18 protein-coding genes and 1 tRNA gene are annotated in these 26,034 nt (G+C 42.8%); 6 read left to right on the forward strand and 13 right to left on the reverse strand.

Annotated features, from left to right (window positions below):
- Positions 1–46: 46 nt before the first annotated feature.
- Genes GGD38_RS19060 through glf form a run of 3 tightly spaced genes read right to left on the reverse strand, consistent with a single transcriptional unit; the run spans position 47 to position 4,801 of the window.
- Positions 47–1,372: an HlyD family secretion protein gene (locus GGD38_RS19060; RefSeq protein WP_375301976.1), complete on the reverse strand. Its 1,326-nt coding sequence runs from the start codon at positions 1,370–1,372 to the stop codon at positions 47–49.
- Positions 1,341–3,623 (reverse strand): peptidase domain-containing ABC transporter, encoded by a 2,283-nt coding sequence (locus GGD38_RS19065; protein WP_375301977.1) that lies wholly within the window; start codon positions 3,621–3,623, stop codon positions 1,341–1,343. Before GGD38_RS19065 ends, GGD38_RS19060 begins: the two co-directional genes overlap by 32 nt.
- Positions 3,624–3,682: 59 nt before the next feature.
- Positions 3,683–4,801 (reverse strand): UDP-galactopyranose mutase, encoded by a 1,119-nt coding sequence (glf, locus tag GGD38_RS19070; protein ID WP_375301978.1) that lies wholly within the window; start codon positions 4,799–4,801, stop codon positions 3,683–3,685.
- A gap of 273 nt (positions 4,802–5,074) precedes the next feature.
- On the opposite strand from glf, the gene GGD38_RS19075 reads away from it, so the two are divergent.
- Entirely contained in the window at positions 5,075–5,938 is an 864-nt protein-coding gene (locus GGD38_RS19075) for an alpha-1,2-fucosyltransferase (protein ID WP_375301979.1), read from the forward strand.
- A gap of 23 nt (positions 5,939–5,961) precedes the next feature.
- On the opposite strand, the gene GGD38_RS19080 is transcribed toward GGD38_RS19075, so the two are convergent.
- Positions 5,962–6,729: a hypothetical protein gene (locus tag GGD38_RS19080; RefSeq protein WP_375301980.1), complete on the reverse strand. Its 768-nt coding sequence runs from the start codon at positions 6,727–6,729 to the stop codon at positions 5,962–5,964.
- A 30-nt stretch (positions 6,730–6,759) separates the two neighbouring features.
- A complete protein-coding gene (locus tag GGD38_RS19085) occupies positions 6,760–7,527 on the reverse strand; it encodes a glycosyltransferase family A protein (RefSeq protein WP_375301981.1) in 768 nt (255 codons plus the stop codon).
- 1,123 nt (positions 7,528–8,650) lie between these two features.
- Here GGD38_RS19085 and GGD38_RS19090 point away from each other — a divergent pair.
- Positions 8,651–8,725, forward strand: a tRNA-Val gene (locus GGD38_RS19090).
- 359 nt (positions 8,726–9,084) lie between these two features.
- Here the strand turns inward: GGD38_RS19090 and GGD38_RS19095 are convergent.
- A complete protein-coding gene (locus GGD38_RS19095; RefSeq protein ID WP_375303862.1) occupies positions 9,085–9,264 on the reverse strand; it encodes a hypothetical protein in 180 nt (59 codons plus the stop codon).
- Between the two features lie 207 nt (positions 9,265–9,471).
- Between GGD38_RS19095 and GGD38_RS19100 the strand changes: the two genes are divergently transcribed.
- Positions 9,472–9,633: a hypothetical protein gene (locus GGD38_RS19100; protein ID WP_375301983.1), complete on the forward strand. Its 162-nt coding sequence runs from the start codon at positions 9,472–9,474 to the stop codon at positions 9,631–9,633.
- Between the two features lie 231 nt (positions 9,634–9,864).
- Here the strand turns inward: GGD38_RS19100 and GGD38_RS19105 are convergent, their stop codons facing one another.
- Entirely contained in the window at positions 9,865–11,238 is a 1,374-nt protein-coding gene (locus GGD38_RS19105) for a PQQ-dependent sugar dehydrogenase (RefSeq protein WP_375301984.1), read from the reverse strand.
- Between the two features lie 208 nt (positions 11,239–11,446).
- Here GGD38_RS19105 and GGD38_RS19110 point away from each other — a divergent pair, with 208 nt between their 5' ends.
- Positions 11,447–13,366, forward strand: coding sequence for a WG repeat-containing protein (locus tag GGD38_RS19110; protein ID WP_375301985.1), 1,920 nt, complete (start codon positions 11,447–11,449; stop codon positions 13,364–13,366).
- Here GGD38_RS19110 and GGD38_RS19115 read toward each other — a convergent pair.
- The 6 genes from GGD38_RS19115 to GGD38_RS19140 form a co-directional block, all read right to left on the reverse strand.
- Positions 13,361–15,970 (reverse strand): glucosidase, encoded by a 2,610-nt coding sequence (locus GGD38_RS19115; RefSeq protein ID WP_375301986.1) that lies wholly within the window; start codon positions 15,968–15,970, stop codon positions 13,361–13,363. The two genes, GGD38_RS19110 and GGD38_RS19115, sit on opposite strands and share 6 nt — an antisense overlap.
- A gap of 87 nt (positions 15,971–16,057) precedes the next feature.
- Positions 16,058–19,102: a TonB-dependent receptor domain-containing protein gene (locus tag GGD38_RS19120; RefSeq protein ID WP_375301987.1), complete on the reverse strand. Its 3,045-nt coding sequence runs from the start codon at positions 19,100–19,102 to the stop codon at positions 16,058–16,060.
- Positions 19,103–19,125: 23 nt separating this feature from the next.
- Positions 19,126–20,121, reverse strand: coding sequence for a FecR family protein (locus GGD38_RS19125; RefSeq protein ID WP_375301988.1), 996 nt, complete (start codon positions 20,119–20,121; stop codon positions 19,126–19,128).
- Positions 20,122–20,136: 15 nt separating this feature from the next.
- The gene (locus tag GGD38_RS19130; RefSeq protein WP_375301989.1) at positions 20,137–20,688 is read right to left on the reverse strand and encodes a GNAT family N-acetyltransferase; all 552 of its coding nucleotides are present in this window, start codon (positions 20,686–20,688) and stop codon (positions 20,137–20,139) included.
- Between the two features lie 64 nt (positions 20,689–20,752).
- Positions 20,753–23,461: a TonB-dependent receptor domain-containing protein gene (locus GGD38_RS19135; protein ID WP_375301990.1), complete on the reverse strand. Its 2,709-nt coding sequence runs from the start codon at positions 23,459–23,461 to the stop codon at positions 20,753–20,755.
- A 298-nt stretch (positions 23,462–23,759) separates the two neighbouring features.
- On the reverse strand, positions 23,760–24,368 hold the full coding sequence (locus GGD38_RS19140) for an RNA polymerase sigma factor (protein WP_375301991.1): 609 nt from the start codon (positions 24,366–24,368) through the stop codon (positions 23,760–23,762).
- A 241-nt stretch (positions 24,369–24,609) separates the two neighbouring features.
- On the opposite strand from GGD38_RS19140, the gene GGD38_RS19145 reads away from it, so the two are divergent.
- Positions 24,610–24,882, forward strand: a complete 273-nt coding sequence (locus GGD38_RS19145) for a MoaD/ThiS family protein (RefSeq protein WP_375301992.1) — start codon at positions 24,610–24,612, stop codon at positions 24,880–24,882.
- Between the two features lie 20 nt (positions 24,883–24,902).
- Positions 24,903–25,985 carry a glycosyl hydrolase gene (locus GGD38_RS19150; RefSeq protein WP_375301993.1) on the forward strand — a complete coding sequence of 361 codons (1,083 nt, stop codon included), beginning with the start codon at positions 24,903–24,905 and terminating at the stop codon, positions 25,983–25,985.
- Positions 25,986–26,034 lie beyond the last annotated feature (49 nt).

The following is a 26,034-nucleotide window of genomic DNA, read 5'->3' on the forward strand; positions in this document are numbered from 1 at the left end:
CGTTTAAAATTGTTTTTTAGTTATTGTTAAATATTAAATCCTGCCATCATTTTTTAATACTGTAAGTAATATTGTCAAAGAGACGTTCTATCAGTTTCCTGTCTTTGGTAATTATTTCAGCACTTCCTGTGGCTTCGTGTTTAAAATCCAGTATCTGACCATAGTTGGTGGTAAGCCCCTTGTCGAATTTGATCGTAACAAGGTAAATTCCCATGCCGGCATCTTTCGTTCGGTCGCTGACTGTAGTAAGGGATATGGAAGCCACAGTACCTTTTACGGAACCGTACTCCGTGTATGGGTAATCGTTGAGCTTTACAATCACTTCCTGCCCTGTTTTTACTTTTCCAGCCCCTACAGCAGGGAGTAACACCTGGCCATACGGCGCTGAAATGGTTGGAAGTATCGTACATACCGGCTCGCCAGCCTGTACAAACTGTTTATTTGTCCAGAATTTCAAAAACTGGATGTGCCCGTCAAAAGGGGCACGTAACACATATTTTTTTTCCCAGGTATTTATATTATCCATCAGGTCGTAGTACGCCGCCATAATGCTTAGTTCCAGTTCTCTTTTTTTCTCCTGCTTCTGTACTTGCAGTTCCGCGATCCTGCCCTGTGTTTGCTGCGACTCTTTACGGGAGGTAATGTAATTTTTCAGGGCGTTATTCCTGTCGGCTTTGCTGCCAAGCAGTGATTGTTTGGATCTGTCGAATTCAGCTTCCGCAGCGATCTTATTGGAAAACAGAATGGAATCTCTTCGAAAAGCCTTGTTTATATAGTTGTCGTTTTCTTCAGAAATGCTTACCACCGCTTCACCAATGGATACTTCTTTTTGTTGTTCGGCGTTCAGCAATAAAAGGCTGGCGATCTGTTTATCATAAATGCGGTCAGTATTGAAATTATACATTTGGTGAAGACTGTTTAAAAAGATGTAAAATTTACCGGTGAGTTCCCCGAGTGCTATTCCCGGGGGTAACACCTTTAAAATATCGGTGCTAACCGGCTCGTCTACATGAAATCGCTGTAACATACTCTTTATCATTTGCACTGTATCATACGATACACCGTTTTCGATGATGGCAACGGCGGATTCTTTTTTTACAGGCGAGAGGCTGCTACCTCCGTTCAGGTTTAATTGACCCGTACTGGTGGCAACCAGTTTTACCGGCGATACAGGTGTATTGATTACAATGCTTCCGGTAACTACGTCGGGGTATCGGATCACCCAACCAAAAAAAAGCAGCAGGATAAGTAAGCCGGTAAGTATGGCAACCACCATGCTTCCAAAACTACCAGGCATGCGGTCAATAATATCCTGTACTTCTTCTGACCGGTGTTGATTATTATACTTGTTTGTGGTGTTCTCCGATTGCATCTGTTTTCAGTTGACCTTCGTGTTGTGTTAATATGTTTTCAGCCAGCGTTTCAAACGTTGTTGTTATATCCAGTTGTGACCTTATCAATTGGTGGTACCTGCCCTTCTGCTGCATTAAACTTTCATGATTGCCGGTTTCAACTATGGCACCATTCTGCATGACGACAATTTGATCGGCCTTTCGAATCGTGCTTAGCCGATGGGCTACTACAATGACTGTTTTATCCTTAAAAACATTATCCAAAGCCTCCACTATTTTTTGTTCATTCAGTGCATCCAGCGAGTTGGTAGCTTCGTCGAAAAAGAGAAAATCAGGATCTTTGTACAACGCACGGGCAATCAGTATCCGTTGCTTTTGACCTCCGCTCAATCCTCTTCCCTGTTCTCCCATTTTTGTTTGATAACCGAGGGGCAGGCGTTCAATTTCCTGTGCAATATTCGCTGCGTCCAGCGCCTTTTTTAATCGCAGGTAATCTATTTTTTCAGCATCCAGAACAATATTGTTCAGGATCGTATCATTGAAGATTTTTCCATCCTGCATAACGGCGCCGCATCTGTCGCGCCATTGCCTCAGATTTACATTATTGATATTCAGATTGCCTATTAATATTTCTCCGTAGGTAGGTTTGTACAACCGCAGAATTAATTTCAATAACGTGGTTTTTCCACTGCCGCTATCCCCGACAATAGCCGTTACTTTTTTTTCAGGAATTTGAAGGTAGATAGATTGTAGTACCGGCGTACTATTAGGCGTATACTGAAAAAAAACATTATTAAGCGTAATGGTTTTGGTATCGGGCAGGTCTACCGGATTTTCAGCTATGTTTTGATGTTCATCTTCCAACTGATGTATTTCGTTCAACCGGAGGAAGCTGATCTTTGCAAATTGGTAATTAACCATAAAGCCTATAAATTGGGCAACAGGGGCATTTAACACGCCAATGATAAATTGGATAGAGATCATTACTCCAAATGTGATCTCTCCATTTATCACAGCTTTTGCACAAAAAAAAGTAATGATCAGATTCTTGACATTGTCAATAAATTGTGCCCCGCTGTTTTGAAGGTTGTTTACCTGTAAGGAACGGGTATTGACCTTATACAGTTGCGCCTGGATGTTTTCCCATTTCCATCTTTTGGGCTGCTCATAATTGTTGATCTTGATGTCCTGCATGGCGCTGATGGTTTCAACCCAATAGCTTTGGTTTTTTGATATCAGCTCAAAGTATTGCCAGTCCAGTTTTTTTCTCAGCTTCAAAAAGCCCATTACCCATAAAATGTATAAGGTGCTGCCGACAACAAAAATTAAAAAAACAATTTTGTTATACAGGAGCAGCACTATTCCAAATATGACAAACGAAATGGTGGAAAATAGCATGCTGAGCGAATTATTGACAACAAAGTTCCTGATGCGTTCATGGTCGTTGGCTCTTTGTAAAATGTCGCCCGTCATTTTATTCTCAAAAAATGTAATAGGAAGAAGCATCAGCTTGTTGAGATAATCCGAAATAAGCGCGATATTCACACGTGAAGTAACGTGCAGCAATATCCAGTCTCTGGCCATATTTGAAAGCAGGATGCTGATATATATAGCAATATTGGCAATCAATACAAGATTGATGAAATGGATGTCGTTTGTATGAATGCCTACATCAATTACCGCTTTTGAAATAAAGGGAAGTAACGACTGTAACAAGGTTACAATGAGCATAACAATGCATAGGTGTACAAAGCTTTTTTTATAGGGTCGCAGATAGGTGAGAAAGCCAGCAAACGTTTTTCTTTTATTTTCTGTTTCCTGAATTTGTTTTTCATAGAATTCAGGTCCAGGTTCAAAAGCCATTAGTACGCCCACATTGGCATCCTTTTTTTTGATCCATTTTCGCGCAAACTCATCCGACGTGTATTTTATATATCCTTTGGCCGGGTCCGAAACATAAATAGTGCCTGTTTTGCGGCGGGTTTTATAAACTACCACAAAGTGGCTGTTATCCCAATGTACAATTACCGGCAGAGGCACTCTGTCCAACAGATCTTTTATCGTACATTTTAACGACAAGGTCCTGAATCCTATCTGTTCACCAGCATAACTAAGATCTAACAATGATACGCCTTCCCTCGAAATGCCGCATTTATCCCTTAGATAATGTAAGGAATAAAACCTGCCGTAATATTTTGCGATCATTTTCAAACAGGCCGGGCCGCAATCCATAATATCAAGCTGTCTGTCTATTGGGAACTTTCGTGGCATGATGAGATTAATATTTTATAAGTGATACGGAACGCGCAACCGTTGAAACCGGCAGATACTCAGTAAACATGACGAAAGCTTTCCAATGCTGCTGCCTTCAGAGAGGCACCAATTACCTGATGCATATCATAATATTGATAACACCCAAGCCGGCCGCCAAAGATCACATTGGGCACATCATCCGCCATTGACTTATACTTTTTATATAACCGATTGTTTTTTTCATCGTTAATTGGATAATAGGGCTCGGCCTCATCTTTAAAATTCATCGGAAATTCTTTTGTAATAACTGTATGCGGTTGATCTCCGAATTCGAAGTGCTTGTGCTCGATGATCCTGGTATAAGGAACTTCTCTTTCGGTGTAGTTGATAACTGCATTTCCCTGGAAGTTTTTTATTTGCTTACGTTCATGTTCAAATCGAAGGCTGCGGTATTCCAACCGGCCGAGCCTGTAGTCGAAAAAGCGATCTATAGAACCCGTAAAAACTATTTTATCGGCAACCTCGTGCAAGGCGCTGCGATGGGAAAAGTAATCTGTATTGATTCGAAGTTCAATGCCTTGCAATAGTCCACTTATCAGTGCATTGTATCCCCCTACGGGAACGCCCTGATATTTGTCGTCAAAATAGTTGTTATCGTACGTTAGGCGCAGTGGTAGCCGCTTAATAATGGATGCCGGCAATTCACAGGCGGGGCGTCCCCATTGCTTTTCTGTATATCCTTTTATTAACCTGCTGTAAATATCGTCGCCCAGAAGCATCAGGGCCTGCTCTTCGAGGTTCTTCGGCTGCTGCTTTGTAAAAGGAAGTGTTTGTTCGCGAATTTTTTCCAGTGCCTCGGTTGGAGTAGTAACGCCCCAGAGCTGGTAGAATGTGTTCATGTTAAAAGGCAGATTGTACATCTTGCCTTTATAACAGGCCAAAGGGCTATTGGTATACCGGTTAAATGGAACAAAACGATTGACAAACTTCCATATGAATTCGTCGTTGGTGTGAAAAATATGCGCACCGTAATTGTGTACATTTATGCCGTCTACATTTTCGCAATAGGTATTGCCGCCGGCATGATTTCTTTTGTCAATGACCAGGCATCGTTTGCCAGCTTTGTTCATCTCATAGGCAAATACAGCACCGTATAGTCCTGATCCCACGATCAGGTAATCGTATTTTTTTTGCATAGTATGCAAACTTTCGTTGTCTGAATTAGTCAACCGGTGAGTAGCGGATGTTTTTTGAAAAGGTGTCTGATGCAGTAGTTCCTACGACTGGATTCATAATATTATAACTAAATAATCAAATGCTGATATTTATTTTTATAAAAAATAAATAAACCTTTGTTGTGATTTTTGTTTAGCAAAGTTTTGCACTTTTTGCATTTGCAGAAGACCGTTATATAAATATCGTTTTCACTTGATGTGTTTCAGTTCAGTAGAAGTTTAAATTAATAATGTATGGTTGTGGTTAATCTAAAAGGAGGTTTGGGAAATCAGATGTTCCAGTATTCGTTCGGAAAAGGGTTGGCCATGTTGCTCAACCAGGAACTTTTCCTCAACACCGGTATATATGATCGCGGAAAAAGTAACCGTCAGTATGACCTCGACATATTTAAGCTGTCAAGCCATAGTATAGCAGGCGGCGAATCAATTTATCGTACTTTAAAAGAAAGTGATGGTCGAATATTCCATGTAAATGAAAAATACTTTCATTATCACGGCTCATTAATGAAGTCTTTAAAAAAGTATTCATTGGTCATTTCTCCGTCAGACAACGTTCATTGGTTATGTTCAGGTTACTGGCAGTCATATAAATATTTTGAACATATGGAATCCGTATTGAGGAATGACTTTACTTTTTGCAATCCAATTCATGAAAAATGGCCCAATATCGCGGAACAAATTGAACAACGGAATTCGGTAATGATAAACGTTAGAAGAGGGGATTATTTAAACAAGCTGGATTTTCACGGCGTAGTAGATATGGCATATCTGACGAAAGCCATGGACATAGTCTATAAAAATGTTATAGATCCCTGGTTCTGCATTTTTTCCGATGACATGAAGTGGTGCAGAGAGAATTTTGGCGGGCTAAAAAATATTTTCTTTGTAGATGAAACTTATTATGATCCCAAATACCAGTACTATCTGCAGTTGATGAGTATGTGTAAGCATTTTATAATATCCAATAGTTCTTTTTCATGGTGGGCCGCCTGGTTATGCCAAAGAAAGAATAAGCTTGTGATCGCACCGAAGAATTGGTTTAAGGATCAGGATATTAATGCAAAAGATCTTCTACCCCCATCCTGGCTCAGTGTATAGTGGCGTAATGTTCAGCTAGCGGCTTATGTAGAAAATTTCACGGGATGGTATAGTTTGTTTTGTAAGCTGCCAGCTTCCTGCATAACAGGCCGGTACCTAACTGTGCACTCGGCGTATTCATTTGTGTAAAACCTGTTTTCAAATCCAGGTTTTACAAAGTGGCCATTTCCGCCAAAATCTAATAACTGCAGATCATACAGATGAAAAAGTGTAGCTATCAATACTTCATGATGTCCTTTCCATTGCATAGCCAGCATATCACAAAGGAAGCGAAGCCCTTTATTAGATACCCGATATATAGGGTTAAATGATTTCAGCCTTTTTTCATAAGGCACATCATACGTCGGATGTTTCATCGAACTCCACCAATTCCACCCCGGTTCTTCATGGAAATGTCGTATTTGAGAAGTAAGCAAGTCAGCATGTTCCAATTCGGAACATGCTTCAAAGAAGTACGTCCATGAACCGGTAAATCTTACATCATCCTCGATGATCCAGTAGTGATCATATTTAGGATTGTTAAGAAAAAAATCGAGTAACGGAAAGTGGCCATTTACCGGCATCGGCTTTTTATCTAAAAGAAAATAACCGAGCTTGCATAAACTGTCATCGGTAAAGATAAAGCTATTGGCCTGGTTAAGGAACGGCGGTAAATCCTTTGTCGGCTGGTGATGATACAGAAATTTGCTCTTGCCCAACCCTTCCGTACACGCGCTCAGTTCCGTGAATAGGCTGATAGTTGTTGGACAAATGTTATTCGTTAGTAGTAAGAAAACCTGGTTTGTTATCATAAATCTGGAGAACGTTTGGGAAATACTTCTTCAATTACTTTCGTATAAGCCGGGAATATTTGTCAATGAAGGTTTGCTTCTTATGCAATTTCGGGTAAGAGTTTGAGTATTTGTTTCTTCCAACGCTTCAGCCCCGTCGGAATGATGATGCCGGTAACAATACAACACATTGGGAAAGCAATATGCGTTTTTAAAACCGGCAATCTCGAGCAGCGGAAGCATTAATGCCATGTCGCTTTCCATCATAAAAAACGAGCCGTCGTCGTCTTTTAAACTATTGCACTCCGAATCGATGCTTAGAAATTTTTTAAATAACTTATATTTAAAAGTTTTAAGATGCAAGGCATTCCACCTCGCTTTTCTAATATCTAAAAACTCCTGAGGAGTATAAGGCATAAAGTTTCCCATAAACCCGAAGTTGGTAATAAACTGTCCATAGGTAAGTAAAACATTAGGCTCATTATATTTTGCATTCAATAATTGAAATGCGTATTCGCCAAAAATGTAATCATCGCCATTTACTATTACAATGATATCTTCATCATTAACAGGCAGCGTGGTTAATGAGCGGTAAATAGTTGCTAAAGGGCCTATATGTTGTTTATTTCTTAATTGATGAAGGCAAGTGTATTCCTTATCCAACTCTTCAAGCGTGCCATCGGTAGAATCGTCATCCAGTAAATATATCTCGTAATTCGTGTAGACCTGGCTAAATATTGAATTAACGCAGTCGACAATAAAGCTACGTGCATTCCTGAAAGGGACCAATACAATCATTTTGTGTAATATGGTGGACATTTTTATAATGTTGTTGAGTATATAAGATCGTTTGCCATCCATTCAACCTCTGCGGTTGTGGCGTCTATTGATTCACCGTGAATACGTTATATCTGGCGGGTACTGGTGATAAAACTTTCTTTTGAAACGGTGTCTGATGAAGTAGTTCCTACGACTGGTGAGTAATATTATAAATAAATAATGAAATGCTGGTATTTATTTTTATAAAGAAAAGCAAATCTTTATGGCGGTTTCTGTAAAACGATCCTACATAGTAAAGATAGCCATCGAACGCTTAAAAGATGCTGAGAAAAAGAAACGGTCGTTAACGGACATCCGAATTAAGCAAACTGAAGTGCGAATTAGAGGCAGAGTGGAACCGACGAATTGCCGAACCATATCAAAAACTTTTAGATGCGCTGTGAACCTTTTCTTCTGTCCCGATGCATCGGGAAACCGCCGACGGATCAGGTTGAATTGTTGGGGGACTCCGGTGCGTTGTTTTGTTACAATACGGCGTATGTGGCTGTTTTTTGAGCATTGCTACCTGACCTTGATACGTATCTAAGCTGCAATGCAGCATCTCTCACTTACTTTGTACCGGTGCCAGGCTGCAATGCAGCATTGTTGAGCTGCAATGACCATTGCAAGCAAACTCCGGACCATTGCAACGCAACATTGGTCCGTTGCAACACAACAATGGACCATTGCTGTTTGTATTTGACTTGCAAATCACTAACAACGAACATTATCTCACTACAATTTTCAATTGTAAGTGACTTTGAGCTCATTGTAAGCTTGCAATTGCCAAAATACACGGAGCAACGCTCCGGAGTTGCGTTGCAATACTCCATTGTATCGTAGCAATGGTCTATTGTAAAGAAGTAACGCCGGAATAAAAAATACCGATCGGTATATTATAAGCGTCTTTCGTTAAATCATAATAGCATATTGATAAAAATCAACAGTAGTACAAATTCTCAACTTTTCAACATGGCCCGTTGGTTGTTGGTCAATTTGATCTGGTGAAGCCAGAAATGAGTTAGGGGCTCGAAAAATTTGTAAGGATTGAAAAAAAAATCTTCTATAAAATTTGTGTTATTAATTAAGAGTCATACATTTGCAACCCCAACGACGATTAAAAGGGAGTTTAGCTCAGTTGGTTCAGAGCATCTGCCTTACAAGCAGAGGGTCGGCGGTTCGAGCCCGTCAACTCCCACAGACAAAGGTTCACAGCAATGTGAGCCTTTTTATTTTTCGGCGGTTTCCCGATGCATCGGGATCAACTCCCACAGACAAAGGTTGGATCATATTGAACTCTTGGGGGATTAGTTACTTCGTTAAAAGCTGCATCGTTATGCTGTATGCGTAGTTAAATAAATGGCTGGTTAGTTATAATGCGGGAGGGTAAGTGTTGTCTGTACTCAATTGATGCAGACAGACCGGGACAAATACGATTCTTTATAAAGAACAGCCGTACCGACAGTTTAAATACCTGAAAATCAATTTATTTCTATTAAAGGGACGCTAATTCAATTGAAAAAAATGTAAATTCTTTTTAATTGAAAGTACTTCTAATTAAAAAAAAACTGCATTCTTTTTAATTGGAAGCGCATCTGATTGAAAAAACTGCACATTCTTTTTAATTGGAAGCGCATCTGATTGAAAAAACTGTACAATCTTTTTAATTGTATGGGCTCCCAATTGAAAAAACTCTTCTTCTTTTTCAATTGAAAGAACTTCTAATTGAAAAAACAATCCCTTCTTTTTAATTAGGAGAACCTCCAATTGAACAAACAGTTTCTTTTTTTCAATTCAAAAGACTTGTAATTGTATTATTCCATCTTTTTTCAATTAACCCGCCCTAAATTCCAACGGACGGGCTCACCCTGCATTTTGAAAAAAGCAAACGCTTCGTATATTAGTATCCAGGGCAAACTCTTACACCTAATTAACTTTATAGCCGTGAATTCGAAATTCAGCAATCACAAATTAACCCGCATGTTTAACCATGGCTATACACTACCCTTTGAAACCAATTCCCGAAAGAAAGAATGGAAAAAGATCTTCGCCTTATGGAGTTGCGTTGCGGAAGGCGGACTTAAACGGTTTATTGGTACACATTAGCAGCTCACCAGGGCCTCATTGATGTACAACTTTGAAAAAGCCAAACATTTAGGTCACAAAAAGGCAACAAAGAAACTAAAAGAACTTGCATCATAAACTATTATAACATGCATCACACCGTTATAATACTTATAAGCAAAAGGCCGCCGAAGCGACCTTTTGTTCAACACCATCTCTATCACTTATGGGTATAAAACTCTACATTCAACACAACGCTGCGGTGCTGGTATCTTAATAATCCCATTTATTTTTTACAGTTACCAGCTTAAACACTTTCCCAGTATTGCCCGAAGGGCCTAACATAGAAGAAACAGTCAGGTACACTTCACCATCATCATCGTTACCAAAACCACGCAAATAATATCCAACATCATCGGGATGGCTTTTCAACATTACTTCTTCATAAGACCATCTATCAGATGATGACGGGCTGGCCACAAACAATTCGCCATTAGCCGTTGTAGGCGTTTGTGAGAAGGTACCAAAGATGTATTTACCATCCCAGCCTTTAATATCCTTACCACGGTAAAAGTTTCCGCCAATAACTGTAGTAGCGATACCACCTGCGGGGTTTGCCCAGTTATTCAATTCTATTACCGGGTCAATCAAGTTGTTACCAAGATTGTCGACCATTGGACAGGAAGCCATTACCATGGTATTATTGGCGGCATTAAAACAATGGGTCCCCTCTTTTACATTCCAGCCGTAATTGCCGCCTTTCTTTACCACACTGATTTCTTCCCATAATACCTGGCCGGCATCACCAGCAACCAGCATATGAGTGCCACCCATATCAAACGCCATGCGGAACGGATTGCGAAAACCATAGGCATATATTTCATCCATGCCGGCCTTGTTTACAAACGGGTTATCGGAAGGTATGCTGTACGGAGTTCCATTTACATTTATACGCAATATCTTGCCAAACAAATTGGCTTCCACATTTTGTGCATTACCACCGGCATTGGCTGCATACCAGTCTTCTACGTGCCCCGGCGCTACATCATTGGCCGCGCCGCCGTCACCCAGAGAAATGTACAAGTAACTATCCGGACCAAATGCCAGGGTACCGCCATTGTGGTTCGATTGCGGATCATCCCATTCCAACACCACTCTTTCTGAACTCATATCGGCCACATTTACATTGCCCGATACTTTGAATTCGGAAATGCGGCTGAGATTATCCCATAACACACCGGTTGCAGGGCCGCCGGTACGGGGCGGCATTTGATAATAAACATAGAACTTACCATTTTCCCTAAAGCCGGGATGAAAAGCCAACCCCAGCAAACCGCGCTCATCATATGCCGGAGTAAGGGTCACTAATTTGCTGGTCAGATCAAGAAATGGTGTCGATAACTTATTACCGTTCTTATCAATAACCCAGATCTTTCCAACCTGGTCAATTACAAACATCCGCTTGCTGTTATCATCGGGTGCTACCAAACCAATGGGCGAAACAAAATTATCTGCTACCAGTTTTATATCCACTTCTCTATCCTTTTCATTAGGTACATCGTGCTTTTTACAACCAGACGCAAGCTGTAAAAAGATAACAACAGTGGCCACCACACGGCAAACCATGGCCATGGAGGAAATTCTCATAACCAACAATTTTAAATGGTTTACTAAACATTAATGTATTGCCAGGGCTGGCAAAGCGCCCCGTAATAAAAAAGTGGAGTTATTTATAAAGGAAGGGTTGGTTTGATAAAATGAATAAATGCAAAATTTATTCCCTGTAAAATAAAAATGATGGCGGAACCTGGTTTTACTATAATCTTAACAAAGCGCAGTGTATATTGGTAGCACTATGCCAAAGCTTGCCCTCCTACTCCCCTTTCTGTTTATAGCCCAACTGGCTACCAGCCAGCAGCAACCATTATTCAAAATAACCGTAAATGGGAAAATGGGTTTTATAGATAGTACAGGCACTACGGTTATACCAACCATTTACCATAATGCTTTCGATTTTAAAGAAGGGTTGGCAGCGGTACGTGAAAATGAATTATACGGCTTTATTGACGCCAGTGGCAAATATGTGCTCGCCCCGCAATTTGATTATGCCACTTATTTTGAAAATGGTATTACCCTCGTTTACAAACAAAGGCAACCTTACTTTATTGACAAAACCGGCAAAGTGATATTGCCCACTGCTTATCGTTCTATAGAATTTATAACCCCAAGTAAAGCAGTTATTGCAACAAAGTCGAAAAGATATGGCATAATTGATATACCAGCCAATCGACTTTTGTTAGATACACTATACAGCCACATCCATTTCTTTAATAGCGGAGTTACCGTCGTAAATTTATTCGATGCTGCGCATGAGGATTACGGTTTACGGCCCCGGGGAGTAATTGATACTGCAGGTAATTTTATAGTACCCATTGGCAAATATGATTACATTGGCGAATTTCATAACGGCTTTGCCGATATAACAATTGATTCAATCAACCGAACGCCTGGTACAATTGACGCTACCGGCAGGCTTATCAACAAAGAAGAGTCTATGCCATTAATTGGCGACGTAACATTTCCCATTCCTTACGGCTACTATACATTCCATAGCGTTTCCTCCGGCGAACAAATATATGAAGGGCTTATTAGCCCCAAAGGCGACACCATTTTAAACAACCCCAGTTACAAAAGCGTTAGCAGTTTTTCTTGCAACCGTATAGTAGTTGAAGATCATAACGAAAATTATTTTATTCTCGACCGGCATGCAAAACCAGTTTGCAATAAGTCGTTTGATGATATAAAGAAGTTCTTTAAAAATTACGCAATAGTAAAATCGGGCGGCTGCTATGGCATTATTGATACCACCGGGAAATTTGTTATACCAGCTACGTATGAAGACATAGCCTTTCCAGATTCAACGGCCGATCATTTCTTTTTTGGCGTACCCGACGGAAAAAATGAGTATACCCGTATATACGGTCTGGCAAACATGAAAAACCAGGCAATTGTTCAACCCGGAATGGACTATCCTGAAAAAAAAGCATTTGTAAATGGATTATTTAATACAATGGTCAATTACCAATCAACCTACTATAACCAACAGGGAAAAATTGTATGGCAGGACCCCATTGACCAAGAGGCTGTTCCACTGAATATCGACTATCTGGGTTATAGCCAATACCGCGATTATCCTGAAACATTAATAAAACTAAACAATAGCGATTCATCATATGTAGAGCTTCTGGGGAAACTAATTACAACCGCCGAACATTTACCAAACAACAAATTCATTTTCCAATTCGATACCACGCAGGGCTACGCCTCAAACGGCTTTAAAACCTATAAGTTAATTGTTGGCAACAGCACAAATGAAGCCATAAAGCTATTGCGCATCTCAGGCCTCATCATTTTACTTGAGGCGCTGGACGAGGACGGTGCCTGGAAAAAAATACAGATCATCGGTTACCCTACCCATACCAACGGGTACGATGACATTATATTAAACCCGGGAAAATTCTGGCCCTTTATAGTTGCCCAATACGGAGGCGGCTTTCCAACAAAACTAAGGGCTGCCCTATGGTATCTCAACAAAAATGAAAAAGTACAAACCATCTATAGTAATGTCATCAATACAAATATCAACAGGAGCCAATTCTGGCGTGAATACGATTATCCCAGGGGCGTATCTGATCCGCACCGGTGGAACCCGAGTATTGATCTTTCAACCATAAAAAGAGACAACTGGGGCCAATGGGACCTGCCAGATCTATAACTGATTTTTCATAACGATCAAATTTGCTACCAGTCCCGTCCAGCCGGTTTGGTGGGAAGCGCCCAGGCCGCGGCCATTATCGCCGTGGAAATATTCATGAAATAACATGTAATCCCTGAAATGCGGGTCGTTCTGCATTTTATCATTATCACCAAACACAGCCCTTTTCCCTTGCTTATCCCGCTTAAAGATATCAACCAGGCGGCAGGCAATTTCATTACCCACCTGTTTCAAGGTAAGGAACTGTCCGGATGCAGTGGGATATTCTACTTTAAAATCATCACTATAATAAAAATGATACTTGCGTAAACTTTCAATGATCAGGAAGTTCATGGGCATCCAAACCGGTCCGCGCCAGTTGGAGTTGCCGCCATACATATCGCAATCACTATCGCCGGGCACATAGGGCACACTCATTTCAGCACCGTTGATCTTTATTTTATAAGGATGCGTAACATATTCTTTCGATAATGAACGTACGCCGTAGTCGCTCAGGAACTCTGTTTCATCTAACATATGCCCCAGTAGTCTTTTCATTCTATGCCCACCCAGCAAACCAAGCAGGTGCGTATCAGCCTTGCCTTCTTCGTACCAGCGCGAAACCAGCAATGCCAGGTCGGGCCGGTGACGTAGGAACCAACTCATACGCTCTGCAAATAACGGGTTGTTATCAAGCGTTTCTTTAGTGATCACTTCCACAGCAAAGAAGGGAATAAGTCCTACCATGCTCTTTACTTTCAGCTTCAGCACCTGCTTATCCTGCAAATGCATTTGATCGTAAAAGAATCCATCTTCATCATCCCACAAACCGGTATTATTCTTACCCATACTGGCCATGGCGCCCGCTATATACAGGAAGTGCTCAAAGAACTTGGTAGCCATTCCCGTGTATGCCTTGTTGTAAGTTGACAGCTCCAGCGAAATATGTAGCATATTCAATGCATACATGGCCATCCAGCTGGTAGCGTCGGCCTGTTCGGCAAATACCCCTTCGGGCAATGGCGCACTGCGATCGAACACGCCAATATTATCCAGGCCAAGGAAACCGCCTTCGAAGATATTGTTTCCTTCGGCATCTTTCCGGTTCACCCACCAGGTGAAATTGATAAGCAGTTTATGAAATATAGATTCAAGGAATGCATAATCCTTTACTCCTTTTGCCTTGGCATCCATTCTGAAAATGCGAAACACGGCGCCCGCGTGTATAGGCGGGTTGGCATCGCCCAACGACCATTCATAAGCGGGCAGCATACCCGAAGGATGCATAAACCATTCTTCGGTGAGCATTTGCAGTTGCTGTTTGGCAAAATCCGGATCAACCAGCCCGATAGTTACACAATGAAAACCCAGGTCCCAGGCTGCATACCAGGGAAATTCCCATTTATCGGGAACAGAAATGATGTGCTCGTTATTGAGTTGTTTCCAATCGTTATTCCGGCCGTTCAGGCGTTGCTGCGGTGGCGGTGGTGATGCCGGATCGCCATCGAGCCATTGCTGTACCTTATATGAATAGAATTGTTTATTCCACAACATACCGGCAATGGCCTGCCGGTGAATATTTTGTTCATCTGCATTTGAGATGCCCGTTTGCAGATCGGAATAAAATGCATCGGCATCCTGAAGACGTTGCTCGAACAAGGCGTCAAAATCATCAAACGCATCCTGCGATTCTGTATCGCTTAAACGTAAACGAATAGTATGGGAAGAACCGGCCGCAATGGTAAGCTCATAATCAATAGCAGCCTTGGTGCCCATCATGGCCGGGTTCACTGTTTTTTTACCATGCAGTAAATGATCGGCTATGCCATCCTTAGGAAAGTGCTCATTGTTATCGTAATGGTAACAACGGCGGGTATTGGTTTCATTCTCACAGAACAACATGTTGCCATCCCCCTCAAAATAGAAGTTCGACACTGCCAGCTTTTCATGCTGTATGCGAATGGAATGATCACCGTTCTTGTATAATGAAGGTTTATAATCGTGACGGCCCCAGCTCCAGGTATTACGAAACCAAACGGTAGGTAAAACGTGCAGGCTGGCATCTTCCGCGCCGCGGTTATGAATGGTAATTTTTATAAGAATATCATCGGTGCCCGCCTTGGCGTATTCAGTAAAAACATCGAAGTATTTATCATCGTTGAAAATACCGGTATCCATTAGTTCGAATTCCGGTTGCAGGCGATTGCGGCGGCCATTCTCATCTATTAGCCATTGGTAAGGAAACTCCTGCTGCGGGTATTTGTACAGCATTTTCATGTACGAATGGGTGGGCGTTGCATCGAGGTAATAATATACCTCTTTTACATCTTCACCATGATTACCCTGCTGGTTGTTGAGCCCGAACAGCCGTTCTTTTAGTATGGGATCTCTTTTATTCCAGAAAGCCAGTGCAAAACACAACAACTGTTTTTCGTCGCTGATACCGGCAATACCTTCTTCACCCCAGCGCCAGGCTTTGCTGCGCGCCATATCGTGTGTGGTAAAATTCCAGGCGTCGCCATTGGCGCTATAATCCTCCCTTACTGTTCCCCATTGCCGGTCTGAAACATACGAACCCCATCTTTTCCAGTTGGGTTGCTGTAGTCGTTGTTGTTCTGCGTTCATACTATTTGCTTCCTCTGTAGCAAATGTACGCAGGGTAGTTTATAATATACAATTAAAAGTCAATAAGAAACATCCAGGCTCTACCTGTTAAAGCTTACAACTCAACGTAAGTAAAAACGTAGTACCTGATTGACTAAAATGCGAACCATCGTAGGTAGCTATGCCATAACGGCCGTTGAAGGTAACTGCATTGATATTTCGTCTTACTTCTTTAGGATCGTTCAGCAATTCCTTGCCCGCGCTATTTAAGGGTTTTAGTGCATACTGCGGTAACACATTAAAGATATTGTTAACTGCAAAGTTGGCGCCCAGCCAGGGTGTGATCTGGTAACCGATAGCACCATCAGTTACCAGCTTGGGTAAAAAGACCATTTTTATATTCCTGTTGAGCCCTTCGCTACGGAAAGTAGCCGGACCAAACAATGTATTGTTTATGTTAAGCGACCATTTGTTTATAGTAATATCGCCGCCAAGTATGGCTTTGTATTTTGGCCGGCTGGTAAGCAATAACGCCTCCTGCATATAATCGAAAATGGCCTGCCCGGCATCATCGATCAGTTTCGGGTTGGCTACCACACCAAGCAGTTTATTGGAAATAGTATAATTACCAGCCAGGTTAAGGGCCAGACGGCCGGTGGTCATTATACGAATGTTCTTGATGGCAGCCACCAGATCGAGCCCCTGGGTATTGGTACTGATGCCATTGGTAAAAAAGCTAACGCCAATGATGTCATTGGCGCTTAAAACAGCATCGAGCTGAGTATTTCTATTGGGTGTATGCGTAATGTCGGAGCTGAGAATAATTCGATCGCGAATATTGATATTATAATAATCGAGCGTAATGCTTACATGCTTAAACGGTCGTAAACCAAAACCTGCGGTGAAATTCACTGAACGTTCGGGCTTTAATGCGGGCACACCCAATACCTGCGCCTGCATACTTTTATTGCTCACCACGCCTTTTGATTGCACACCCATACCTGGTGAAAATATCTGTTGTACGATCTGCAGGTTTACCTGGTGCAATCCCGGCGCACGAAAACCGGTAGATACAGAAGAACGTAATGTAAGTTTGTCGCCCGCCAGCTTTTTGCGCCCGCTTGCCTTCCATACAAACGCGCCCCCAAAATCATTATAATACTCCTGCCGCGCCGTTGCATTCAGCAGCAGCGATTTGGTAACGTCATAGCTAATATCGAAATAACCACCAATATTAAACCGGTTCGATGTATTGGCATTTATATTAGAGATCCCAGAAAATGAAATAGGGCCATTACCGGTATAAGATGCCCTGTCGCCTGCGATAATGATAAAAGATTCATTTCTGAATTCGGTACCAAAAGCCACGGATAATTTTTCATTTACAGTATGACTTACATCTACATTGCCTACCACATGATGAAAGGCATAACCGCCGGGCCTGAATGTGGTTGGACTGTTCTGCCCCATCGAGGGATTCCAGGTATTATCAACGGTATACAATTGCCGGTTGCCCCCAACCGTGGCGCTTACATCGGTGATCCATAAACCTTTTTCTTTTTTAAAACCAAGCGTGGCATTATAATCGTTCAGATCGCCGGCAAAAGTAGGTCCAAAGCCAAGATAGGCAGCAGCGGTGTCGTGTAATAAATGATAGGGGTCCTGTTTCCAGTACGAGGTACGGTAGTTGGCATAACTTTGAATGTTCTTGTAAACATAGGCGGCATTTGCGTAAAAAACGCCATTGTGTTTTACGGGTATACCTGCATTTACCAGAAATCGGGCAGCCATAAGCGCCGGTGTACCATTTATGTTGCGGGCATCGGGAAATTGATCGAGAAATGCTTTTACTTTTTCCAAACCGGCCGCTGTTCCATCGCCCAGGTCGATATTATCCTGTTCGGCATCTACCCTGCCCGGCCGGCTGGTACGATTCTCTTTTTGAAAGTTGATAGTATAGTTCACATATCCGCGGCTACCAAAGTTCACCCCGCTGTTAATACTGGTGCCAACAGAAAATCCATCCCCTTTACTGGTGATGCCTGTATTGGCTTTATAGTTTGTGTATTCAAACCGGTCTTTCAAAATGATATTCATTACACCGGCAATTGCGTCGGAACCGTATTGGGCCGAAGCGCCATCGCGCAGGATCTCCACGCGTTTAATAGCATCGAGGGGAATGGCCGACAGATCGGTTTCCGTTTCTCCCCGGCCCGGCGAGGTTTGAATATATACCAGCGAGCCCGGGTTCTTTCTTTTACCATTTATTAAAATGAGCGTGCGGCAGGGCCCCATATTCCTGATCTCATACGGATCGCTTAGTGAAGTAGCATCATGCACCGGCATATTCACCGTATTAAAAGAGGGGGCACGGAATTGCAGCGCTTTATCGAACGACAGCTGCCCCGTGGCCAGCAGATCGGCTCCATTGATATTATCTACCGGCAGCGAGGTATTGGTAAATGTGCGTTGCGAGGCCCGGCTGCCAACAGCCACTACCACCCCGCTAAGATCTGTTACTGCATTATACAATGTTACATTCTTTACTGTTTCTGCATGCTGCATTTTAACCGAAGTAACATAACTGTTATAGCTAACGCTGCTGTAATAAATTTTATGATTACCATCTTCCAGGGGAAGGCGATAATTACCCTGCGCATCGGTTACCGTACCTCTTGTAACACCAATAACGATCACCGAAACGCCCTGCACCGGTTCGTTCTTTTCATTAAGTACGGTACCCGTTAACAGGTTATGCAGTTTATCGTTAGGATCGGCCTTAGTGATCTTTTCGCGATAGCGGCCCGGCGCTTCAGAAATAATGATCTGCGTGGGCGATACCTTTTTAAAAGTTAAACCGAATGGGGTGAGCAGGTTGCGCAGTGCATTATCAGCGCTGGAGCTATCGGCAGTATCGGGAAGAACGTTCTTGTTTTGCAGCAGTTGTTCGCGGTAAAGGATACTAACGCGGAATTTCTTTTCAAGTGCAACGATCACATCTTTTAACGGCAGGCTGTTTTCTGTAGGAATGGTAAGCAGGGGTGTTTTGTCGTTTTTGTCACTACGGACAATCCGCTGTCCGTACACGGCGTTCGCCATGCATAAGCATAATAAAGCAGCAGTAAGCCAATAATGAAACAGGCTTTTTCTCATAATCAAAAAATACGCTCAGGGCGTTATTCAACAATGATCTTATTTCCCTCCTTTGTAATTTTTGTTTTGAACAGTTCACCAAGCACAGTCAACATCACCTGTTCGTTATTCAATTCAAGCGTGCCGGAAACAGTTTGTGTGTCAAGCTTATCGTTGCGAATAATAAAATCGTATCCAAAATAGGCTTTCAGGGTTTCGCAAACTTCTTTTACCGTTGCGTTCTCAAAGCGATACTTGTGTTCCATCCAGGCCGTGAACAGATCGGGATTGGCTACACGGGTAATTATTTTTTGTTGAGCGGCATTATAATAGCAATAGTCGTTAGGTTGCATTAAGGTTGCGGTGTGGCTGGCCGGGATCGAAAACTTTACTTTTCCCTTCTTTAAGAAAACCGCAGTCTCATTATTAAGGTCCTTCACATTGAACTCGGTGCCCAGCACTTCTATTACCGAGTTTCCGGCATGTATATTAAATGGAATTGTTTTACCATCCATTACTACATGTCGCACTTTAAAAAAGGCTTCACCACTTAATAAAACTTCCCGCGCGCCCCGGCTTTTACTGTACCGTACAGATGAATTGGCATTCAGCACCACTTCTGTACTATCAGGCAGGTATACCGTTTTAATAGCTGCATATGGTGTAGAAAAATAGGTATAGGAAGGGCGTCTGTTAAAATAACCTATGCCTATCACAATGATGCCCGCAACAATACATGCGGCTTTTAACCACACCCCGGGAATTTTCATTTTTCGCACCGGCGTTCTATGCTCAGCCTCGATGGTATTATCTATCCTTTGTTTCAGGTTCACATAGAAATTTTCGGCAATTGTTTCCTTATTGAAATCAAAGGAACGGATAATATCTACGGCTCTTTGCGCGGCTTCTCTTTTATCGGGGTTGGCCTTCATCCATGCCTGCCAACTCTGGCCGCCCGGCGCATCAGGATCTAAAACCCATTTGATAAAATTCTCATCCTGAAGAAAATCCTCAGTTTGATATTGCTTGTACTTGTCCATTTTAATTTTTATTGGCTACCATTTCCAAATAACAACACTCCATTCTTCTCCATCAGGAGCCGCATATTCATATATAGTTTCAAAACCAATTCTTTTATGCGCATTTATAGAGCGTTGATTCCGGATCGCTATTTCAGTGATGGCAAACTCATACTTATCTTTAAAACTATCTCTATAGGCGGCATAACACGCATCAAATACACCCTTGCCACGATACCCTTCGGCAACACAGGCCTGTCCTACCACTATGTACTTATAATCGGCGATCTTCTTTTCCTTGTAATTCACCCGTTCAAACATTTCGAACAAAGGGAACAGAACAGGCACATCGAACCTCGACTGCGCCGTCATAGCCAGCAAATAGGCCACCACACGATCGTCGTCTTTACCAATCACATGTTGTTCAATTTCATTCATCTTCTTCAGATCTTCAAAGCGGTGCGAAACGGTTACAAATCCCTGTGAGCTTATCTGCTCCCTGGTGAGCCCCGCTGCCAGGTTTTGCTTTTGCAACGCCAGAATTTGCTGAAGGTCGATGTCGTTTTTCGCCGTAGTATACGTTATCATAATATTTAGCAGGCAGGGATTGGCAGTTGTTGCAAAACTGCCAACCACCTGATCCTGCGGCAATCTACAATTTAAAATTCAGCGTAGCCAAAAAGGTTGTGCCCAGTTGACTGAAATGCGCGCCATCATACGTTACCAAGCTATACCGGCCATTGAAGGTAATAGCGTTCACATTCTTTTTCACAAGCGCAGGATCAGCCAGGATCGCATCACCATTGCTATTCAGCGCCTTCAATTTCCATTCCGGTGTTATGTTGAATATGTTATTTACTGCTATTGATGCATTTATACGGCTGCTAAACTGATAGGCAATATTTATATCGCTAACCACCTTGGATTGAAACTCAAGTTTCAGGTTTTTATCAAGCCCGTCATTACGAAAAGTGGTAGGGCCGTACAAAGTATTGTTCAGGGCAAAATTCCATTTGCTTAAAAAAAGATCACCACCCAGCACCACTTTATATTTTGGCCGGCTTGTAGTAAGCAATGCTTCCTGAATAACATCTAATGTCGATTGACCGGCATCACCTATGAGTTTTGGATTGGTAATATTACCTTCCAACCTGTTCGAGATAGTATAGTTACCGGCTAAATTGATGGTCAACTTGCCGGAATTACCTACTGCAATATTCTTGTAGTTGGCCACTACATCAATACCTTCTGTTTGGGTACGAATGGCATTGGTAAAGAAGCTTACGCCTACAATACCATTATTGCGTAACACCTCATCCAGTTCAGTATTGCCGGCTGCTGTATTTGTGATATTTGAGCTAAGGATAATGCGGTCTTTGATCTCAATATGATAGTAGTCGACCGTTATACTGAAGTTCTTTGTTGGGTTGAACCCAAAACCCGCAGTGAAGTTGGTCGACTTTTCGGGGTTTAGTGCAGGCACGCCTAACAAATGCGCCTGTGGGCTTTTATTACTTACGATACCTTTGGTTTGAATACCCTGGCCCGGCACAAAACTTTGTTGGGCAATTTGCAGGTTGATCTGGTGTAAGCTGGGCGCCCTGAAACCGGTTGAAATAGATGAACGCAGGGTAAGTTTATCGCTTACTTTTGCCCGGCCACTGAGTTTCCAAACAAAGGTGCTACCAAAATCGCTGTAATACTCTTCGCGTACAGTACCGTTTACCAGGAAGACCTTTGAGATATCGTAGTTCACATCGAAATAACCGCCAATATTAAAACGGTTCACCTTAATGGCATTCACTTCATTTACACCGGGAAATGAGTTAGCGCCTTCGCCCGTGTAGGAAGCGGTATCGCCGGCAAAGATCTGAAAGTTCTCACTGCGGAACTCGCTGCCAAAACCAATGCTTAATTTATCGGTCACTTCTTTGGTTATGTCTATATTACCAACCACATGGTTAAAGGCATAACCGCCGGGTTTAAAACGTATGGGGCTTTTTGAACCAAGAGAATGGTTTACAGTGTTCTCAACAGTATACAATTGTTTGTTGCCACCGGTAGTAAAACTGATATCGTGCGTCCAACCGCTTTTGGTGGTTTTAAAACCAACGGTAGCGTTATAGTCGTTTAAGTCGCCTTCGAAGGTGGGGCCATAACCCACGTATTCGCTGCCGGCTGCATGCAGCAGGCCATAATCCTGTTTCCAGTAGGGCGTGCGGTAGTTGGCAAAGCTTTGCACTTTTTTATATACGTAAGCCGCATTGGCATAAAAGGTGGTGTTCTCGCTAACAGGGAGACCCGCATTTACCAAAAACTTGGCAGCGGTGCTGGTAGGTGTACCGCTTATATTTTTTGCATCGGGGAAGCGGGCAAGAAATGCTTCTACCTGTTGCAAACTGGCGGCGGTTCCGTCGCTAAGGTCGTTATTGTCGCCAACGGCGTCTACATTACCGGAGCGGTTGGTTTTGTTTTCACGTTGAAAATTGATAGTGTAATTGATAAATCCTTTGCTGCCAAAATTGGCGCCGCCATTAAGGCTGGTAAGAAGCGAAAAGCCATCGCCTTTATGGGTTACGCCGCTTGCAATTTTGAAATTGGTATAATCGAACCGGTCTTTTAAAATCACGTTCATTACACCGGCAATAGCATCGGAACCGTATTGGGCCGAAGCGCCATCGCGAAGGATCTCAACGCGTTTAATGGCTTCAGTAGGTATAGCGGCCAGGTCGGCGCCGGTTTCACCACGTCCCGGTGAAGTTTGAATATACACCAGTGAGCTGGGGTTCTTTCGTTTGCCATTAATAAGAATAAGTGTACGGCTGGGGCCCATGTTCCTGATCTCATAGGGATCGAGCAAGGAAGTAGCATCATTCACCGGTGTGTTCACCGTATTGAATGAAGGCACGCGTAATTGCAGGGCTTTATCGAAGGAGAGTTGCCCCGAGCTTGCCAGCTCAGCGGCATTGATATTATCAACCGGCAAAGGTGTGGTGGTAAAAGTACGTTGCGAGGCGCGGCTGCCTACAGCAACAACCACTTCACTAAGATCGGCCACTGCAAATTGCAACACCACATCTTTAGTAATGGTGTTATTGTCGATCTTAACGTTCATAGAATACGGATTAAAACCCACACTGGAAATAAAGATCTTGTAAGTACCCGCGGCTAAAGAAAGGCGGTAGCTTCCCGACGTATCGGTAGATGTACCGCCTTTATTTCCGCTCACAACGATAGAGGCATTGGCCAGCGGTTCGCCGCTTTCACTCGTTACTGTACCTTTTAAAATACCTTGCGCGGCTGCAATTGAGCTCCATAGCAGCATAACTACCATCGGAATGGCATATGTTAATTTTCTCATGTGACTGATTTAATGATGGTTTACAATGAACAGCAAGCTACTCGCATCAAAAGTCACCGCGCGGTTTAAGGTTAAGAGAAGGTTACCTTATAAATTACCCCATGGATTGAGGTATATTTTTAGAATTTATGTGAGCGGGTAAGGGAGTTGCTACCTGGGGGCTGAAAGGGAGTTGCTATGGAGTTACCATGGAGTTACGTCGCGATAAGGTCGCTATAACATCGCTATAAGGTCCCTATAACATCGCTATAAGGTCGCTATAAATGGCAACCTGAAACCTGAAACCAAGAACTGGAACTCATAACTTAAAACTAAGAACTAAAAACAAACAACACACCATATTCTCCCTCAGAACACTAATAGCCCGGCCCATTAATTTATAGCAGGCTTTTACCGATAAATTCATATTCTGCGCTATGTCTTCGAAGTTCAGGCCCTCGTAATAACGGAGATAGATCACTTCCTTTTGCTTGGCAGTGAGGGTGAGCAACACAGTTTCAATCTGTTGTCGTATTTGTCGCTGTTGTTCATTTTGTAAGAAAAGCGTTTCGGGTGTTAGTTGTAGTTCGAATGTATATGACTGGTCGTCGCCGGCGTTTATTGTTTGCACCCGGTGTTGTTTTTGCAGCCAGTGCAGCATGGTGGTACGCACCGATTTAAACAAATAACTCTTAACCGAAGTATGTATATTCAGCTTGTTGCGATTGGCCCATAACCACACAAACACATCGTGCAGGCAATCCTCTACTGCACCCATGTCGGGTGTGAATTTTAAACCATATTGGGTAAGCTGACGAATATATTTATTATATAATAGGGTAAAAGAATCATAGTCGCCCGATCGTACTTGAACGATCAGTGACGCATCCTCCTGTGCACTATGTGAATCCAAGGGTATTCGGGCCATGAACGGTGTAATTACTTAACCGTCTGTAATTTAACAACAAATTGCACTGCCGCAACATTTGTAAATTGTATATATGAGTTATTCATCGCTAAAAATCCAGCTTCGGAGTATGGTTTTCCCGCTTAGACATTTTTTAAGGCCCAGGACTTGGTGACTTGTTATAATCCAGTAACTTAGATGGGAGTTGACAAGTTGAAGAGGGGTTCTGTGCGGCAGGTTGATTAATTGCTGACATTTACTTATGGCAATAGTAAAGTTTACATATGCTTTAAAAAGATTCTTTCCAACGCTTAAAGAGACTACTACAAGCGGTAAAACGCTTCGGGCTGTTATTGAAGAAATGGAGGCCCGCTACCCCGGTGTAACGCGATACGTTTTAGATGATCAGGGCCGGCTTCGGCAACACGTGAATATTTTTATCGACGGCGCCATGATCAAAGACCGAAACTCCCTAACCGATCCGTTTCAGGAAAATAGTGAGATCTATATCATGCAAGCCTTGTCTGGAGGCTAGTAAATAAAAAATATTGCCACATGAAAAATACACTTCTCTTAGGTACACGCAAAGGTTTGATCGCTTATCGTTTTAAAAACGATGAATGGAAAATAGAGAATATTTCATTTGAAGGTGTTCCTGTTTCCATTGCCTATGCCGACCCGCGCAACGGTACGTGGTGGGCCTGCCAGGACCATGGCCATTGGGGCGTAAAGCTGCAACGTTCGAAAGACCGTGGCAAAACCTGGGAAGAAGTAATTGCACCGGCCTATCCAGAAGGTGCAGAAGTAAAAGATGGCATGCCCGCCACCACCCGTTATATGTGGTCGATGGCACATGGCGGCAACAAGCATTTATCACGATTATGGATAGGCACCGACCCCGGCGGTTTGTTTGTAAGTGAAGATGAGGGCAACAGCTTTCAGTTGGTTGAATCGTTATGGAACCACCCTACCCGCAAAGAAGGCTGGTTTGGCGGTGGCCGCGACCTGCCCGGCATTCATTCTATTATTGTTGACCCACGTAATGAAGATCATATTCATATAGGTATCAGTTGCGCCGGTGTCTTTGAAACAACAGATGGCGGTAAAAACTGGGCCATTCGTAATAAAGGATTGAACGCAGCCTTTCTCCCCGACCCCAATGCAGAAGTTGGGCACGACCCACATATTATAGTAGCGGCGCCCAGCAATCCCGATGCCTTGTGGCAACAAAATCACTGTGGCATTTTTCGCTCCACCGATGGCGGACAACAATGGCAGGAAGTAAGCGAGACCGGCGGCCCCGCCCGCTTTGGTTTTGCCATGGCTGTTGCACACGACAATCCCGACCAGGCATGGGTAGCACCCGCCGATAGTGACGAAATACGTACTGCCATTAAAGGCTCTTTATTTATATGCAGAACCGATGACGGCGGTAAAACCTGGAAACAATTACGAAAAGGTTTACCGCAGGAAAATTGTTTCGATATCACCTACCGCCATGCACTGGTGAGCGATGGCGATGCCGTTGCCTTCGGCACCACCACCGGCAATCTCTTTTTCTCATGCGACAGGGGGGATAGCTGGGAGGTTATTAATAATTACCTGCCTATGATCTATTCGGTGCAGTTTGTGGATTGAAATGGTGAGTGGTGAGTGGTGAGTGCTTGACATTCGAGACGACCGAGTA

The sequence above is a fragment of the Niastella sp. OAS944 genome, assembly GCA_024809215.1.
In the GTDB taxonomy this organism is placed as follows: Bacteria; Bacteroidota; Bacteroidia; order Chitinophagales; family Chitinophagaceae; genus Niastella.

Bases quoted from the DNA above. Each gene is read 5' to 3' on its own strand.
- GGD38_RS19110 (WP_375301985.1), top strand. From the start codon at position 11,447: ATGCCAAAGCTTGCCCTCCTACTCCCCTTTCTGTTTATAGCCCAACTG.
- glf (WP_375301978.1), bottom strand. From the start codon at position 4,801: ATGCAAAAAAAATACGATTACCTGATCGTGGGATCAGGACTATACGGT.
- GGD38_RS19075 (WP_375301979.1), top strand. From the start codon at position 5,075: ATGGTTGTGGTTAATCTAAAAGGAGGTTTGGGAAATCAGATGTTCCAG.
- GGD38_RS19065 (WP_375301977.1), bottom strand. From the start codon at position 3,623: ATGCCACGAAAGTTCCCAATAGACAGACAGCTTGATATTATGGATTGC.
- GGD38_RS19085 (WP_375301981.1), bottom strand. From the start codon at position 7,527: ATGTCCACCATATTACACAAAATGATTGTATTGGTCCCTTTCAGGAAT.
- GGD38_RS19145 (WP_375301992.1), top strand. From the start codon at position 24,610: ATGGCAATAGTAAAGTTTACATATGCTTTAAAAAGATTCTTTCCAACG.
- GGD38_RS19125 (WP_375301988.1), bottom strand. From the start codon at position 20,121: ATGGACAAGTACAAGCAATATCAAACTGAGGATTTTCTTCAGGATGAG.
- GGD38_RS19080 (WP_375301980.1), bottom strand. From the start codon at position 6,729: ATGATAACAAACCAGGTTTTCTTACTACTAACGAATAACATTTGTCCA.
- GGD38_RS19120 (WP_375301987.1), bottom strand. From the start codon at position 19,102: ATGAGAAAAAGCCTGTTTCATTATTGGCTTACTGCTGCTTTATTATGC.
- GGD38_RS19115 (WP_375301986.1), bottom strand. From the start codon at position 15,970: ATGAACGCAGAACAACAACGACTACAGCAACCCAACTGGAAAAGATGG.
- GGD38_RS19150 (WP_375301993.1), top strand. From the start codon at position 24,903: ATGAAAAATACACTTCTCTTAGGTACACGCAAAGGTTTGATCGCTTAT.
- GGD38_RS19105 (WP_375301984.1), bottom strand. From the start codon at position 11,238: ATGAGAATTTCCTCCATGGCCATGGTTTGCCGTGTGGTGGCCACTGTT.
- GGD38_RS19130 (WP_375301989.1), bottom strand. From the start codon at position 20,688: ATGATAACGTATACTACGGCGAAAAACGACATCGACCTTCAGCAAATT.
- GGD38_RS19140 (WP_375301991.1), bottom strand. From the start codon at position 24,368: ATGGCCCGAATACCCTTGGATTCACATAGTGCACAGGAGGATGCGTCA.
- GGD38_RS19135 (WP_375301990.1), bottom strand. From the start codon at position 23,461: ATGAGAAAATTAACATATGCCATTCCGATGGTAGTTATGCTGCTATGG.
- GGD38_RS19060 (WP_375301976.1), bottom strand. From the start codon at position 1,372: ATGCAATCGGAGAACACCACAAACAAGTATAATAATCAACACCGGTCA.